Origin of the sequence: Endozoicomonas sp. 8E (genome assembly GCF_032883915.1) — a bacterium.
Lineage (GTDB): Bacteria > Pseudomonadota > Gammaproteobacteria > Pseudomonadales > Endozoicomonadaceae > Endozoicomonas_A.
This window is the reverse complement of the sequence record NZ_CP120717.1, coordinates 979665-996075: the sequence shown is the minus strand read 5'-3', so window position 1 is coordinate 996075 and position 16411 is coordinate 979665. Positions and strand designations below refer to the sequence as shown.

Below are 16411 nucleotides of genomic sequence, written 5' to 3'. Positions count from 1 at the left end.
TTATGGATGGTCGGATTAATGAGAAAATAAACAACTCCGTTCGTAATACTGGTGTACCAGACACTGGTGCAAAACTGGATTCATGGTCAAAGGCTGTAAAAACCTGCCCTGAAGTAACCGCCAAACTCAACAGATCGGCAACTCCAATAACATCGCCTGACAAAGCGAGAACCGTATCCTCACACTCAAAGACCCCTCATGCCTTTGATTTTCGTTTTGTTGCCAGCGATGATGAGGTTCGACAGCTTTTAGTTGCCCAGACCAGCGATGAACGTCGGGATGTTACCCTTATTTCCCATCCCGATGACCTCTCACAGGCTAATCTTGTGACCCGGTTGAGCATTTCCGACGATGGGTGCCACGCCCTTCGTTCAGGCAAGCTGTTCGAGGGTTCACAGCCATTGACTCTGGTAATGGATATCCGAAAGCTCACCAGCGGGGATCTGCCAAAATTCAACGATCTACTGGATCCGGATAACCCCTGTCTATATGACAAAGTCAGCCACAAGAAACGTCCCCTGGGGGAGCATGTTTCCCTGCTGGTTCTGGCAGACCCCACACAGTTAGCATCGGTTGGGCAGCGTGACGATGCAGCGGGGGCCGACGCACCGGGGGCTGATTTCTGGCGGCGAATTAATCGACCGGAAAATACCTGGCAGTTCAACGCACACAACGGCAATACTCCAGCCAAAGTCCCTCCTTTATTGGCTGAACTCCCCTCTGCTGAAAGCGCTGTGGATGACGACAATACCGTTCTTATTGACTGTCACTTGCACAGCAGCTGGCGACAGTTGCTGCTGGGCGGCCCCGGAGTGGATAAAAGGGGACAAATCCGGCACATCCCCGGCAGGCTTGAGTCATTGAGGGCCGGACAACGGGTGATTCTGAAAGGAGCCAACTGGAAGGATCTTGCATTTGAACAGACGATGCGACAAATGCTGGCGCAAAAGTGCTTTGAGAGCAATGGCAAGATCTGTCATTTACCCGACGATGTTCAGTTTTATCAGAGGCCGGTAGGGTATGACGAGCTTCATTCACTGTTCCGGGCCCTGTCCCACCCTGATGAGGCAGGACTTTCCCATAACCCACCACGAACCCCGATCATTATTAACCAGAGTAATATCAGCGAATGGCTGAGCCCCGTTGCCATTACCCCGGAAGGCTATGCTGCGCCTAACACCCGCCTGTTGGAACAGGTTCTGGCGGGTGCTGTAGTCACCGTAACCTCACCTCTTAATGAAGCCCTCTGGTTTCGTTTGCTGGGTTCACTGCAGACGATTCGCGAGACAACAGGTCTGGAGCCCCGACTTCAGGTGGCTCATTCAAGACAGCAGCCGAAAGCCCTGGGATTAACAGAAAACGATGAGCAGCCTGTGTCCATCCCACAGGAAAAAACCGGAGACCAGGCTGCCTTTGAAACCGTCATTTATCAGCAAAACGCCCAGGCGCGCCATTGGATCAATGATCACCCGAAAGCACCTCTGGTCATTCAGGTCAATGCGCAGACAAGCTTCAGCCAGCTATTTGACAATATCCATATCACCTCGGAACAAAAAGCCCATTTTGGACGATCTCAAAGTGAGTTCCAGGAAGCATTAACCGCTGGTAAGCCGTTAGTCATCCTGGGACTCGAGAGTAATCCTGCGCTTGCACAGCTTCTGGAGCCCCTGATTGTTGGGCAACCTGTGTTGGTGAGTGGCCAATTACAGGCCTACCCGGACACTCATGTCACCCTACTCTGGCCTGAGTCTGCGCAAAGCCCCTCTTCGGTATTGAACTCCATGGTTGCCGTAGGCAAACCCTGTCCTGAGGTTGATATCTGGGAGAGCAATGCCCTCAGGCATGGTATCCACCGGGCTGAGCTGCCAGAACAGGCGCTTAATGAAGTTTACGAAGCCTTTGGAACCGTACCCGGCGACCTTTGTAAACCTCTGCCTGAAATCACTGAAGGCTTGTTGAATAATCTGATACTCGCTGCCCGCAGGGCACAACAGGTTGACCAGTCGACACTGCTTCTGCCCTGCCACTGGCGAAAGGCCATCAACAGCGTCGTCACTCATGGCACCCGGCAACATCCATCCGTGCGTGATTTTATGAAAGTGGCTTGTTGGCACTTGCTACCGGATAATACGCCGGATATCAATAAGAAGTCAGATGAGAATCAAGCCGCCTGGGTAGACCCGGATCGCTTGCTTGACATCATCATTACTGCCCCACGGTTGGATAGAGAGTTTGTGAAGGAAAACCTGTGGCAACTGGCCAGAGCCGTTGACCCGGCAGTATTTAAAGCCCAGCAATTACGACTGAGATATGGCAGTCCATTTCCACTGAGCAATGAAGAAGAAGCTCTGGACAGACTCTGTGCCCTGATCGCGGCTCACGGGCCTGAAGAAAAACGGGAGGCAATGGCGTATCAGTTGGAAGTCGATCCGGCGACAGCAGAGCCCTCTCAACCCTTAGCCATCAGGCCAGCAAGACAGATTAAACGTTTGCGGGATGCACTGGCTTGTGGCTGGCTGTTAATTTTGCCAGCGGGGCAGATCCGAGCCAATGTCATTCACGCCCTGGCCACTGATTGTTTCCATATTGCCAGGGGAGAATATGTCACAGAGAATCCTGACTCAGAGCGTATTGAACGCATAGAAAATCGACTGCTTCAATCAATGAAATGGATGGGTTCCAATGACCAGTCCCTGTCAGCACTGGCTTATGATCTTTATCACGGCGAGATGAGTCAGAAGGATCGTGAAAGTCGTCGATTATCCCGACTCCATGACCGGCTTGCAGACTCTCCCGTTATATTCCTTGAAGGAGAAACCGGCACCGGGAAAAGCTACTTTTCTGCCAAAATGGCAAAGGCTTCAGGCTGGGCTGCGATCATTTCCCTTGGACCTTCTGACAGCGAACAAACCCTGATGAAACGCTGGCAGTGGCAAGAGCACGCCGACGGCGACCGCTCTATGGTGCAGCAAAACCGGGCATTGATGGAATGGGCCAGTACCGAATCCGACAAAGATGGAGGCTATGTTGGAGGAAACTATATAACCCTGGTGCTGGATGAGGCTAACCTGGCCCAAGCCGGCTTGCTGGCGTCACTGAACGGCTTGTGGGAACCGCAACCCTGCATCTATGTGAATGGTCATCCTGTCAAGGTCAGCGAAAAACACCGGGTGATTCTCACCGGCAACCCCGATCATTACTCCGGACGCCAAATGGACCCGGCCCTGAAAGAGAAACTGCCCAAAGCTTATTACCCACGCCTGGATGAGGCTTTCCTTCGGGACAGGGTAGTGGAACCTGCTCTACTCAATCAGTTACAACGGCATCAAATAAACGACATTGCACACATTGCCACAAAGAGTGTGATGGCACTGTGGCAATATTATCAGGAGCTGTTGCCCGAGCATGAGTTTACCCCCAGGGATTTAACCGATATCTGCAGTTGGGTGGGCTGGTATCTGGATCGCGGGTTATCCAAAGGAGACAGTGTTAGCTGTGAGCAAGTGAACAGTTTGATCCAACAAAGTTTCCGGGATCTACTGGGTCCCGAAATCAGCGAGACTCAACAGGATGCCCTTTCGGCACTGGAAATCTGGTTTGCCGCCCGTTACCCACTGGACAACACATTGAGCGACAATGTCCGCATAAATAACCTGAAGGATATACAGCAGCCCTTCATGGAATTCACCGAAAAACACCGACCTGAGTTTGATACCTCCGGATCGGCAGTCTGTGAGCTGGTGCAAGGGCTGGGACAAGACTTAAGTCGCTGTCAGCAGGCTTATCATCGCAAGATAAAACACGGTGGTCGTCAGGCGACACTGATTGAAGGCCCGGCCGGACGGGGTAAGGATGCGACGCTGAATCTGATGATCGAAAGTGTTAAACAGCAGGTCAGGCAAAAGGGAGAAACCATGCCAGAGATATTTCCCCTGAATGCCTGTGATTGTTCCTGGGATAAAGTGTGTGAAGCGATCCAGAAAGCAAAAGTGCAAGGCGGCATCGTGGTGATTTCAGAAATGAATCTGATCGACAGCCAGCATCTGGAAGGTGAATTGAACGATATTCTGGCCGGTGACGCCCATCCGGGCTTCCACCTGTTCGCCACCATCAACCCACCTCAGTACAGCGGGCGAAAACCCTTATCACCAGCGCTGAAAGGTCGTTTCAGACATTTGCCGATCCGGCAGTATAAGCAGACCGAATTGCAGACCATTGCCGAAAAAGTGTTGCCACAGACCACGGAGGGGAAATTCGCGGCTAAAAAGCTGACTCAGTTACATTGCCGATTAAGGGCTTACCTGCAACGGAAAAACCTGCCCTTGCAGCCGACCAGCCTTGATCTGCAGAATGTTGCCAGGGCTGTTATCAGACGGAGCGATTTTACTGAAAACGGACTGCATCAATGTCTCGATAAGTACTACCGGCTTTACTTCATGGCAGCCGGCTTATCGCTGGAGAAACTGCCAGAGTCATCGGCTCTCGCCATAGGTAAAAGTAAGCTTGATTCTGAACTTTGCTATTGGTTCAACCAGAGGGTACCGGGCATTAGTCGTCCCTGGTTGATACGACGCAGTGATATCAACAGTATTGATGAAAACAATCATGAGATTCGTATTGAGGCTGATCTGAGTACAGAGGGAGCCAAAACGGAAATTATCAAGAGGGTGGCTGAGGCCAAATGGCAGGCATCCGGTCTTTCCCTGAAGCCGGATCAGTCGGACGATATTCTCACCCGGGCACTTTACCGACACTGGCAGCGACGCTGGTTTTCTCGTGAGTTTGGTCGCACGGGCGTAGACGCCAATAACCTGTTCCCTCTGACAGGAGAACAGGAACAAACGCTGAAAAAATCGGCTTGCCTGCCTTATCTTCGGGAGGCTGATGAGCTGATAAGGACGTGGAACGCCAATGAAGTTCAATGTTGGCCTGCGTTTTGGCAGCAGATAAGTGATCTGCCGAACCAATGGCTTGACAGTTCTGAAAAATACAATCCGGAAGTCCATGAGAAAGAGGCTACAGCACTGGACCAGAATACGAACTATTCGTACCTGGAACAGCGGCAAGTTGTCGATCATAAAATTTTTGATACGCAGAGCTTTTCTTCCAATATGTACCGCTGGCAGGCAGAAGATATTTATGTGACTGCCGGGGGTGATATCAAACTGATCGATATTAATGATCAACATATTCGGGGAGTTGAAACCCTGATACCTGACAGTCTGCCGGGGCCTGACCAGGAAGTGACGCTAACCAGCGATCAAACACTGGCGACCCTGATCATCCCATTGCACAAGGGTCGATGTACCTTGCCCAGCCTGCAGGCTAACGACTATATCGTCGCCCTGCGTATAAAACCCGAGTTGCCATATAATCTGACCAGGGATCGATATACCGGTCTCCACACACTCTCTGTTCCTGAGGCCGAACCCTTCCAGAGTATTGAAGCTGCTTATGTCGTAGAACCCAGAGAAGCGGACAAAAAAACACCCGCCAAAGTAGCCCTCCCGAAACAGGCAATACGCTTGGACGCCCACTGTTCAGAGGGCATGAAAACAGTACTGGACAGATTGTTTAAGACCATTGAAGGCCTGCAAGACCCAACCGAAGAACAGCGGCCTTTATGGCAAATAAAAAACGCTAAAAACACGACGCAACGCATCGAGGCGATCAAGGACTATTGCCAACAGTTCTCCGGTAACGCCGTAGCAGAGAGCAATGAAAATTTCTTTCAATTCCTGGTAACAAAACGGCAAGGAAGCTGTCGTCATCGTGTGCCTGTTTTTGTCGCTTTATGTCGCTATTTCGGGATTCCGAGTCGGCAAATTGGCAACTTTACTCACGCCTTTGCCGAGTGTTCTACGAATAGAGGCCAAACCTGGGAGTCGGTGAACTTGCTCGGGGCGCCTGTCGAGGTGACAGAAACCCAGTCTGTCTTCCAGCCTACCAGGAGGGTCAGTGGTTCTGGCACTGAGTCAAAGAAACTGAAGGAACTCCTGAAAGGCGCCGACCTGACACAACAGCAAGCTCTGGCTAAATCCTGCGGCATCAGCATTGGGGAACTGAACAAAACCTTTGAGACTAACGGTGCATTGCCAAAAGTCAGTCTAAGCAGCTCCGATATGGTAGACAAACTTTGGCAGGAAGGAGATTTAGCCAGTTTTTCCATGGGTGTCTCAATATTATTGGAAAAAGAAACATTAAGATATCGCGACAGGATTTTGATCGCTGAGGTCTATAACGATGATGAGAATGGACATAAAGCGATGTCGGATGCAGTAGGAAAAATATTGTCCAACGATAATGCCGATCAGGTCATTGGACAACTCAAGTTGTTGTACTCAAAAATAATTGCTCAGGGTGGGACAATCCCTACAAGGTGGTTGAGTTCAATGAATAGTTTATTGAATAGCAAAGCCTTAGCCAGACCTCCTTTTGTTCGCCTTGCCCATGAAGCCCTGGTATCGGGTTGGTTGGATCCACTGCCGACCTACCATAACCATGTTATGAATGCCGCACAGCATCATCAGCTATTAGTGCGTCTGGAAAGCATCGATGAATTGAAGGTAAATGCCAACCATTGCCTGAAAAAGTGGTATACGGAATTATTCTCCAGGGAAAAAAACAGCCATGAATGGCGATGCACTTTTGGCTATTTACAAAGCTGCGGAGATTATTCCTTTTTCGTCACTCATTGTCATGGTGGGTTTTCGCCACTCCTTGAAAATAAAATGGCCCACTCATCTTTACAGACCGCCTGGACGGACGAACCTCAGGGAGTTCCGAATATTGAACGAATGCTGGTGCATCAGCCCGCCTTTGTGCGGTTAAAACCTGGCACGGCGAACCACCGTCCGGTGATTATGTTGGGGCGACCTTTATGGTTCGACTGCGGGATAATTGAAAAGGTCAGGGCTCTGATCCAACTAAAAGCTGAGAATAGCCCGAGCTTGAAGCAGTTATTGGAAGACATCAAAGCAAAACCTGATGAGGAATCATCTGAACTTTTGGAAAACTTTAAAAAACAATGCTGGGAAGCAATTAAGCAAGCCTTCAGTCATTATCTGTATGGAGTGACAAACTCGAACGGCGGTTGCTTGACGTATTTTTGGACCGATGCTTACGCCGGGTCAGACTCCTGTGGCGCTCATGATCCATCCTCTCCAGAAGAGCTGCATGCCATGATGTTTGAATTTGGTACCCCCTCCTTTTTTCAGAGATTTATCAGGGATGACTACTTAAGGCAGGCACTCAGTGCCAGTAATGCCCTGATCCTGAAACCCAATGATCTGACAAAAATTGCCGGGGAGTTTTTGGACAGCCTGAATTTGAATTCGTTGTCTGAATCATTTTAAAAGCCTTGACATCACACCCTCGAATGGAGGGTGTCGCAAAACTCTCTCCAGCATGGGAACGAGTTGACTCCCGTCATTCCCGGCTTCATTCTCGTCATTCCCGGCTTCATTCTCGTCATTCCCGGCTTCATTCTCGTCATTCCCGGCTTCATTCTCGTCATTCCCGCGAAGGCGGGAATCCACACTGACTCACCACCAGAACCATACTGCCCGGTGCCCCCCTAGCCTTGTTATCCCCGAGAAGGCAGAGACCCACTGTTGGCCCTGGATTCCCGCCTTCGCGGGAATGACGACCTCAGAGCATGGGAACGAGTTGACTCCCGTCATTCCCGGCTTCATTCTCGTCATTCCCGGCTTCATTCTCGTCATTCCCGCGAAGGCGGGAATCCACAATGACTCACCACTAGAACCATACTGCCCGGTGCCCCCCTAGCCTTGTTATCCCCGAGAAGGCAGAGACCCACTGTTGGCCCTGGATTCCCGCCTTCGCGGGAATGACGACCTCAGAGCATGGGAACGAGTTGACTCCCGTCATTCCCGGCTTCATTCTCGTCATTCCCGGCTTCATTCTCGTCATTCCCGCGAAGGCGGGAATCCACAATGACTCACCACCAGAACCATACTGCCCGGTGCCCCCCTAGCCTTGTTATCCCCGAGAAGGCAGAGACCCACTGTTGGCCCTGGATTCCCGCCTTCGCGGGAATGACGACCTCAGAGCATGGGAACGAGTTGACTCCCGTCATTCCCGGCTTCATTCTCGTCATTCCCGGCTTCATTCTCGTCATTCCCGCGAAGGCGGGAATCCACACTGACTCACCACCAAAACCATACTGCCCGGTGCCCCCACTAGCCTTGTTATCCCCGAGAAGGCAGAGACCCACTGTTGGCCCTGGATTCCCGCCTTCGCGGGAATGACGACCTCAGAGCATGGGAACCAGAGTTTTGCGACAACCGCCTTCGCGGGAATGACGACCTCAGAGCATGGGAACGAGCTGTTGGAGTTTTGCGACAGCCTCGAATGACGGGAGTGAAACCGGGAATGATGGTTGTGGCTGCCTATTTAAATGGAACTTACGATCAATTTAAAGGTCAAATTGTCAGATAACTTCAACTTGATTCTTCAGATAGCAGTGTGGAGATTGACTATGGATGGTCAGATTGACGAAGGTAGAAAAAAAAACGCTCTGGATCCAAACCTCCTTGATCATGGCGCGGCAGCCAAGATAGCAAAGCTGGATTTATCGTCAAAGCAAAAGAAGGCTGTAAGAAGCTGCTCTGAAGTAAGGTCCAGAATAAAGAGATCGCCATCTTCGAAAACCTTGCCTGACAGACCAAGAACTGTATCCTCATTGGATTCAACGCTCCAAAAGCCCCCTCATTCCTTCGATTTTCGTTTTGTCGCCAGTGATGACGAGATTCGACAGCTTTTGATTGCCAGGACCTGTGATGAACATCAGGATGTTACTGTTATTTCCCATCCCGATGATCTCTCACAGGCTAACCTGGTGACCCGGTTGAGTATTTCCGACGATGGTCGCCACGCTCTGTATCCGGGCAAGCTGTTTGAAAGTTCGCAGCCATTGACCCTGGTAATGGATATCCGAAAACTCACCAGCGAAGAACTGCCTGAATTTAACGACCTGCTGGACCCGGATAACCCCAGCCTGTACGACAAACTCAGCCAGAAGAAACGCCCTCTGGGTGAGCATGTTTCTCTGCTGGTCCTGGCAGACCCTGCACAGTTGATATCGTTTGGCCAGTGTGAGGCTGCACCGGGGGCCGATGCACCGGGGGCCGACGCACCGGGGGCCGATTTCTGGCGGCGAATTAACCGACCGGGAAATACCTGGCAATTCAACGCACAAACCGGCAATAGCCCGTCAATGGATATCGACGAGGTTGCTCCGCTATTGCCTCAACTCCCTGCTGCTGAAAGCGCTACGAACGAAGATAATACCCTTGTTATTGACTGTCACTTGCACAGCCACTGGCGACACTTGCTGCTGGGCGGTCCCGGTGTCGATCAACAGGGACGAATCCGGCACATCCCCGGCAAGCTTGAGCTATTGAGGCCCGGACAACGGGTCATTCTGAAAGGAGCCAACTGGCAGGATCTGGCCTTTGAACAGACGATTCGACAGATGCTCGCGCAACAGTGCTTTGAAAGTAATGGAAAGATCTGTTCTTTACCCGACAATGTCCAGTTTTATCAGCTACCGGTGGGGAGCGACGAGCTTTATTCACTGTTCCAAAGCCTGTCCCACTCTCCAGACAAAGAAGGCCACAAAGAAGGCCACAAAAAAGGTGAAAAAGCACTCGACAAGGAGCACTCATCAGGCAACCCGATCATTATTAACCAGAGCAATATCAGCCAATGGCTGAATCCTGTTGCTATTGCTCCGGAAGGCTATGCAGTCCCTAACACCCTTCTGCTGGAACAGGTTCGGGACGGTGGAACTGTCATCATAACTTCTCCCCTCACTGAGGTACATTGGTTCTGTTTGTTGGGCACACTGCAGGCTATTGGCAAGATGACCGGCCTGAAACCCCGACTTCAGGTGGCTCATTCAAGACAGCAGCCGAAGGCTCTGGGATTGAAAGAAAACAATGAACACTCTTTGTTCAGAAGCTTTCAGTCACAGAAAAAAGTCAGAGATTATCCTGCCTTCAGAACCGTCACTTATCAGCAATATGCCCAAGCAAGTCACTGGACCAATCAGCACCAGGAACCACCTCTGGTCATTCAGATCAATGAGCAGACGGGCTTCAGCCAGTTATTCGATAATATCCATATCACCTCGGAACAAAAGGCACATTTTGGACGAAAACAGAGTCCATTGCAGGAGGCATTAACCGCTGGGAAGCCGGTTGTATTAAGGGGGCTGGAAAGCAATCCAACACTTCAGCAGCTTCTGGAACCCCTGGTGGTTGGACAGCCTCTGTTGGTGAATGGCCAATTACAGGCCTACCCGGACGCCCGTATCACCCTGCTCTGGCCCGAGTCTGTGAGAAGTTCCTCTTCACTATTTAATTCGATGGTCGCCACGGCTGACTCCTGTCCTGAGGTCGATCTCTGGGAGATTAATGCCCGCAGGCATGGTCTCTCCCGAACTGAGCTGCCAGAACAAGCGCTTCAATCGCTTTACAAAGCTTTTAAAACCGTACCTGGCAACCTTTGTAAGCCTCTGCCTGAAATGACCGAAGGATTGTTGAATAACCTGATACTGGCTGCCCGGCGGGCACAGCAGGTTGACCAGTCCAAACAGCTTTTACCCAGCCACTGGCGCAAGGCCATCAATAGTGTTATCACCCATGGCGCCCGGCACAATCCGCCCGTGCGCGATTTTCTGAAAGTGGCTTGCTGGCAATTGTTACCGGATAAGACGCCGGATGAAGAACAAGCCGCCTCGGTAGACCTGGATCAGTTAAATGCCATCATCAACAGTGCCCCGAAGTTGGACAGAGCGTTTGTGAGGCAGAACTTCTGGCAACTGACCAGAACCATTGATCCGACAGTATTTAAGGACACTGAATCCAAAGGATTACCACTGTCCTATGGAAGTCCAATTTCATCGTCGGACAAGAAAGACGTTCTGGACAGACTTTGTGCCCTGATTGTGGCCCATGGGCCTGAAGAATATCGACAGGCAATGGCGCACCAGTTGGGAATCAATCCGGCGGCAGCAAAGCGATATAGTCAGTTAGCCATCAGACCATCAAGACAGATTAAACGTTTGCAGGATGCATTGGCTTGTGGCTGGCAGTTAACTTTGCCATTGGGGCAGACCCGATCCGATGCCATTCACGCTCTGGCCAGCGATTGTTTCCACATCGCCAGAACAGCGAATTCCAAGACAGAAGGCATTGAACGCATAAAACATCGACTGTCTGAATCAATGGCATGGCAAGGTTCCGCTGATATGCCCCTGTCCGCACTGGCCCGGGATCTTTATCGCGGCAGGCTGAGTCAGAAGGATCGTGAAAGCCGTCGATTGTCACGACTCCATGACCGGCTTACAGACTCTCCTGTTATCTTCCTGCAGGGGGAAACCGGCACCGGAAAAAGTTATTTTTCCGCGAAGATGGCGAACGCTTCAGGACAGGCTTCAGTGATTTCCCTTGGACCTTCTGACAGCGAACAAACCCTGATGAAATGCTGGCAGTGGCAGGAACACGCCGATGGCGACCGCTCTATGGTGCAGCAAAACCGGGCGTTGATGGAATGGGCCAGTACCGAATCCGACAAAGACGGAGAATACATTACCCTGGTTCTGGATGAAGCCAACCTGAGTCAAGCCGGATTACTGGCATCATTAAACGGCTTATGGGAACCGCAACCCTGCATCTATGTGAAGGGTCATCCTGTCAAGGTCAGCCCAAAACACCGGGTGATTCTCACCGGTAACCCGGATCATTACTCCGGGCGCCAGATGGACCCGGCCCTGAAAGGGAAACTGCCCAGAGCTTACTACCCACGCCTGGATCAGGCTTTCCTTCGGGACAGAGTGGTGGAACCGGCTCTGGTCAGGCATTTACAAAGGCATTTGTCGGGGCATCAAATAAACGACACTGCACACGATGCCAGCAAAAGTGTGATGGCACTCTGGCAATATTATCAGGAACTCTTGCCCGAGCATGAGTTTACCCCCAGGGATTTAACGGATATCTGCAGTTGGGTGGGTTGGTACCTGGATCGTGCGTTATCCAAAGGAGACAGGGTTACCTGTGAGCAAATAAACAGTTTGATCCAACATAGTTTTCGGGACGTACTGGGGCCCGAAATCACCGCAACTCATCAGGATGCCCTGTCAGCACTGGAAATCTGGTTTGCTGTCCGTTACGAACCGGAAAACAGCCTGAGCGACAGAGTTCGTAATAGGACGCTGTCAGATATTCAGAAGGCCTTCAGAACAGTCACCAAAAAAATACGACCAGACTTTGATACTTCCGGATCGGCAGTCTGTGAACTGGCGCAACAGCTTGGCCAGGACTTAAACCGCTGTCAGCAGGCTCATCATCTTGACAGAAAACACGGCGGCCGTCAGGCAACACTGATTGAAGGCCCGGCCGGACGGGGTAAGGATGCCACGCTGAATCTGGTGATTGAAAGTGTCAAACAGCAGGCTGAACAACGGCAAGAATTGATGCCGGAAGTCTTTTACCTGAATGCCTGTGATTGTTCCTGGGACAGAGTGTGTGAAGTGATCCAGAAGGCCAAAGTGCAGGGTGGCATCGTGGTGATTTCGGAAATGAATCTGATCGACAGCCAGCACCTGGAAGGTGAATTGAACGATATTCTGGCCGGTGACGCCCATCCGGGTTTCCACCTGTTTGCCACCATCAACCCGCCAGATTACAGCGGACGAAAACCCTTATCACCGGCGCTGAAAGGGCGTTTTCGACATTTGCCGATTCGGCAGTATAACCCGGAAGAATTACAGACCATTGCCGAAAAAGTGTTGCCAGAGTCATCAGAAGGGACATTCGTCGCTAAAAAGCTGACAGAAAAACATTGTCTTTTAAGGGCTTACCTGCAACAGAAAAACCTGCCATTGCAGCCTACCAGCCTCGATTTACAGAATGTCGCGAAGGCTGTTACCAGAGGGGGTGATTTTACCGACGACAGCCTTCATCAATGCCTCAATAAGCACTACCGGCTTTATCTGATGGCCGCCAACCTATCGCTGGAGGAACTGCCCGATTCTTCGACTCTTGCCATGAGTAGTGGAGAGTTTGATTCTGAACTTTGCCGTTGGTTCAATCAGACGCTACCGGGCATTGATCGACCCTGGTTGATACGAAGCAGTGACCACAACAGTATTGATGGAAAAAAACATGAAATTCATATCAAGACTGATCTGACTGAAGAGGAAGCCAGAGCGGAAATTATCAAGAAAGTGGCTCAGGCCAGATGGCAGGCATCCGGTCTTTCTCTGGAGCCGAAGAAGTCGGACAATATTCTCACAAGGGCACTGTACCGACGCTGGCAGCAACGCTGGTTTGAAGGTGTGTTTTGCCAGATGGGTGTGGGCGCTGATAGCGTATTTCAACTGACGGAAGAAGAGAAACAAACGCTGACATTGTCGGCTTCCCGTCCTTACCTTCATGAGGCTGACAGGCAGATAAGTGCGTGGAACGCCAATGCCGTTCAATATTGGCCTGCGTTCTGGCATCAAATGAGTCATCTGTCGAAGCATGGTGTGGACGATCATACTAAAAAAGCGGTAGCTATCGGCGGTAAGAAGGCTCCTGAAAAATGCATTCCAGATATAAGCGGGGAACAGACTGAGTTCCTGGACCGGCGCACGAACTATAAGCAGCTGAAGAAGTCACAAGTTGACGATCATAAAATTTTTAATACCCATTACCCCACTTCCGCAATGTATCGCTGCCAGGCAAAGAATATTGATGTGTCTGCTGAGGGTGATATTGAAGTAAGCGAGATCAGCAAGAACATTCTGGGGGTCGAAACCCTAACGCCTGAACGGTTACCGGGGCCTGGCCAGGAAGTGACGTTAACCAGCAAGCAAACACTGGCATCCTTCATAGCGTCGTCAAACGATGGTCTGTATGTATTACCCAGCCTGACGCCTGACGACTATATCGTGGCCCTGCGTGTAGAACCCGATCTGGCATTGAGCTGGCACAACTGGGCAATGAGTTTCTTAAGGCAACCTGTAGAACCCGAATATACCCTGGTCAGGGACCGATATACCGGGCTTCATACACTGTTTATTCCAGAGGCCAAAGGCAAAAACACTCTTCGCATTGCTTACATTGTAGAACCCGGAAAGTCTGGCGAAAAAACAGCGGCTAAAGAATTCCGACGAGGACAATCAACAACAATGTTTGACAGCCACTGTTCAGAAGGTATGAAAACAGTACTGGACAAACTCTTTGAGACTGTTGGTATTGGTGGACACCCACGCAAAATAGAGAAGCTTTTACGGACCATAAGAGACACTAAGGACACGACGCAACGCATTAAAGCGATCACAAAGTATTGCCAACAGTTTTCCGGTGAGGCTAAAGCAGAGAGCGGTGAAAATTTCTTTAAATTCCTGGTAACAAAGCGACAAGGGAGCTGCCGCCACCGTGTACCTGTTTTTATTGCTTTTTGTCGTTATTTCGGGATTCCCTGTCGGCAAATTGATAGCTTCGTCCACAGCTTTGCTGAATATTCTGTCGATAAAGGCCAAACCTGGGAGACAGCAGATTTTGGCGGGGCACCTGACGAGAACACAGAAATCCTGTCTCACTTCCAGCCCACCAGGAAAGTCTGTAGTTCCAGCACTGCACCAAAGAAGTTTAAGGAACTCATGAAAGGGGCTGATTTAGCACAACAGCAAACCCTGGCTAAAGCGTGTGGCATGAGCCTTGAGAAACTGAACAAAGCCCTTGAGAAAAACAGTGTATTGCCAGAAACCCATCTAAGTATTCCTGAAATACTGCAGAAACTTTGGCAGGAAAAAGATTCAACTGGTTTTTCCATGAGCATGTCAACGATCGCTTTACCAGGGGAAAAAGCGTTGGACTATTACAGGGAGCCATTTAATCCGATAGAGGAGGCAGTCAAACGCATGTTGTCCAACAATGATGAAGATCTGGTGATTGAACAGCTCAGGTTATTCCATTCAGAAATGATTGATCAGGGCGGAGAAAGAGCCCAAAAGTGGTTGAGCTTAATAGTGAATTTACTGAAACACAGTAACTTAACCAGGCGTTCGGTTATTCACTTTGCCCGTGAAGCACTGGCATCGGGCTGGCTGGACCCACTGCCGGTCTACTCAGGGGATACTATAGAGGCCCATCAACATCACGAACTATTGCTGCGTCTGGAAGGTGTCGGTGAACTGAAAGATAAAGCCACTCTCAGCCTGACAAAGTGGTATAGAGAATTATTGGCCAGAGAAAAAAATAGTCAGTTATGGCGACTGGCTTATCAAGGCTTCCGGGAAAATAAAGGTAAGGCCTTTTTCATCACTCATTGTCATGAAGGTTTTTCATCATTCCTTGAAGACAAAATCACCCGCACATCCCTAAAGAAAGCCTGGACGGATGAACCTAAGGGAATTCCGAATGTAGAAAGAATGCTTTTGCACCAGCCCGCATTTGAGCAATTAAACTCGGGTAAAGTGAACCACCGTCCGGTGATTATCCTGGGAGAACTAAGGAAAATTCGAGCGATGCGTGAAAAGGCCGGAGTCCTGTTTCAACGGAAAGTTGAGAACAGCCCGAATCTGAAGCAGATGCTCGAAAAACTCAATCAATTCAATGCAGAGACACAACGACTCCAACATGAACTGGATAGTCCCTGTCCCGGAAGAGAACGTGACAAAAACGTGCCTTATGATGTTACAGGCGATGATCTTATTGATAGCGACAGCGATGATCTTATTGATAGCGACAGCGATGATCTTGTTGATAGCGATATCGACAGCAATAGCGAAAGAGTGCTTCTGAATAATTTCGAGGACAAATGCACAGATGCGATTCTGCAGGCCTTCAGTCATTACCTTTATGAAGTGACACACTCGAATGGTGGTAGCTTAACCTATTGTTGGGTCGATGCTCACATCTCGTCTGATATCTACCTGAGTCGCAGCTATGGTGCTCATGATCCATCTTCACCAGAAGAGTTGTTTGCCATGATGTCTTGTATTCATAGCGGATTCCTTGGCGAATTCGTTCAGAAAACTGCTAAGGTAACCTACTTAAGGCAGGCACTCAACGCCAATAACGCTCTGGTGCTCAGAACCGATGAGCTGACAAAAATTGTCGAAGAGTTTTCCAACACCGTGAATCTGGATTCGATTTGTGACTCATTGGATAGGTGATCATAGTTTGGTCACAGAGATATCACGAGATATTAGACACCCACAAAAATAAGATACTGAACACCCACAAAAATCCGAATGAGGATTATAGATATTGGACACCCACATATAGATATTGGACACCCACAAAAATAAGATACTGAACACCCACAAAAATCCGAATGAGGATCAAACTGCCTCGGTAGACCCGGACAGGTTAAATACCATCATCAATAGTGC

7 protein-coding genes are annotated in these 16411 nt (G+C 50.1%); all 7 read left to right on the top strand.

The features are described from left to right. Positions 1 to 2 precede the first annotated feature (2 nt). The 7 genes from P6910_RS04030 (at position 3) to P6910_RS04000 (ending at position 16192) form a co-directional block, all read left to right on the top strand. A complete protein-coding gene (locus P6910_RS04030) occupies positions 3 to 7355 on the top strand; it encodes an AAA family ATPase (RefSeq protein ID WP_317145001.1) in 7353 nt (2450 codons plus the stop codon). A 30-nt stretch (positions 7356 to 7385) separates the two neighbouring features. Beyond that, on the top strand, positions 7386 to 7580 hold the full coding sequence (locus tag P6910_RS04025) for a hypothetical protein (RefSeq protein WP_317145000.1): 195 nt from the start codon (positions 7386 to 7388) through the stop codon (positions 7578 to 7580). A gap of 61 nt (positions 7581 to 7641) precedes the next feature. Beyond that, positions 7642 to 7788 (top strand): hypothetical protein, encoded by a 147-nt coding sequence (locus P6910_RS04020; RefSeq protein WP_317144999.1) that lies wholly within the window; start codon positions 7642 to 7644, stop codon positions 7786 to 7788. A 61-nt stretch (positions 7789 to 7849) separates the two neighbouring features. Next, positions 7850 to 7996, top strand: coding sequence for a hypothetical protein (locus tag P6910_RS04015; RefSeq protein ID WP_317144998.1), 147 nt, complete (start codon positions 7850 to 7852; stop codon positions 7994 to 7996). Then, on the top strand, positions 7956 to 8270 hold the full coding sequence (locus P6910_RS04010) for a hypothetical protein (RefSeq protein WP_317144997.1): 315 nt from the start codon (positions 7956 to 7958) through the stop codon (positions 8268 to 8270). Before P6910_RS04015 ends, P6910_RS04010 begins: the two co-directional genes overlap by 41 nt. Then, positions 8239 to 8460: a hypothetical protein gene (locus P6910_RS04005; RefSeq protein ID WP_317144996.1), complete on the top strand. Its 222-nt coding sequence runs from the start codon at positions 8239 to 8241 to the stop codon at positions 8458 to 8460. Before P6910_RS04010 ends, P6910_RS04005 begins: the two co-directional genes overlap by 32 nt. A gap of 40 nt (positions 8461 to 8500) precedes the next feature. Further along, positions 8501 to 16192 carry an AAA family ATPase gene (locus tag P6910_RS04000; RefSeq protein WP_317144995.1) on the top strand — a complete coding sequence of 2564 codons (7692 nt, stop codon included), beginning with the start codon at positions 8501 to 8503 and terminating at the stop codon, positions 16190 to 16192. Positions 16193 to 16411 lie beyond the last annotated feature (219 nt).

Coding starts and splice junctions, on each gene's coding strand:
- P6910_RS04030 (WP_317145001.1), top strand. CDS start 3: ATGGATGGTCGGATTAATGAGAAAATAAACAACTCCGTTCGTAATACT.
- P6910_RS04020 (WP_317144999.1), top strand. CDS start 7,642: ATGACGACCTCAGAGCATGGGAACGAGTTGACTCCCGTCATTCCCGGC.
- P6910_RS04015 (WP_317144998.1), top strand. CDS start 7,850: ATGACGACCTCAGAGCATGGGAACGAGTTGACTCCCGTCATTCCCGGC.
- P6910_RS04010 (WP_317144997.1), top strand. CDS start 7,956: ATGACTCACCACCAGAACCATACTGCCCGGTGCCCCCCTAGCCTTGTT.
- P6910_RS04000 (WP_317144995.1), top strand. CDS start 8,501: ATGGATGGTCAGATTGACGAAGGTAGAAAAAAAAACGCTCTGGATCCA.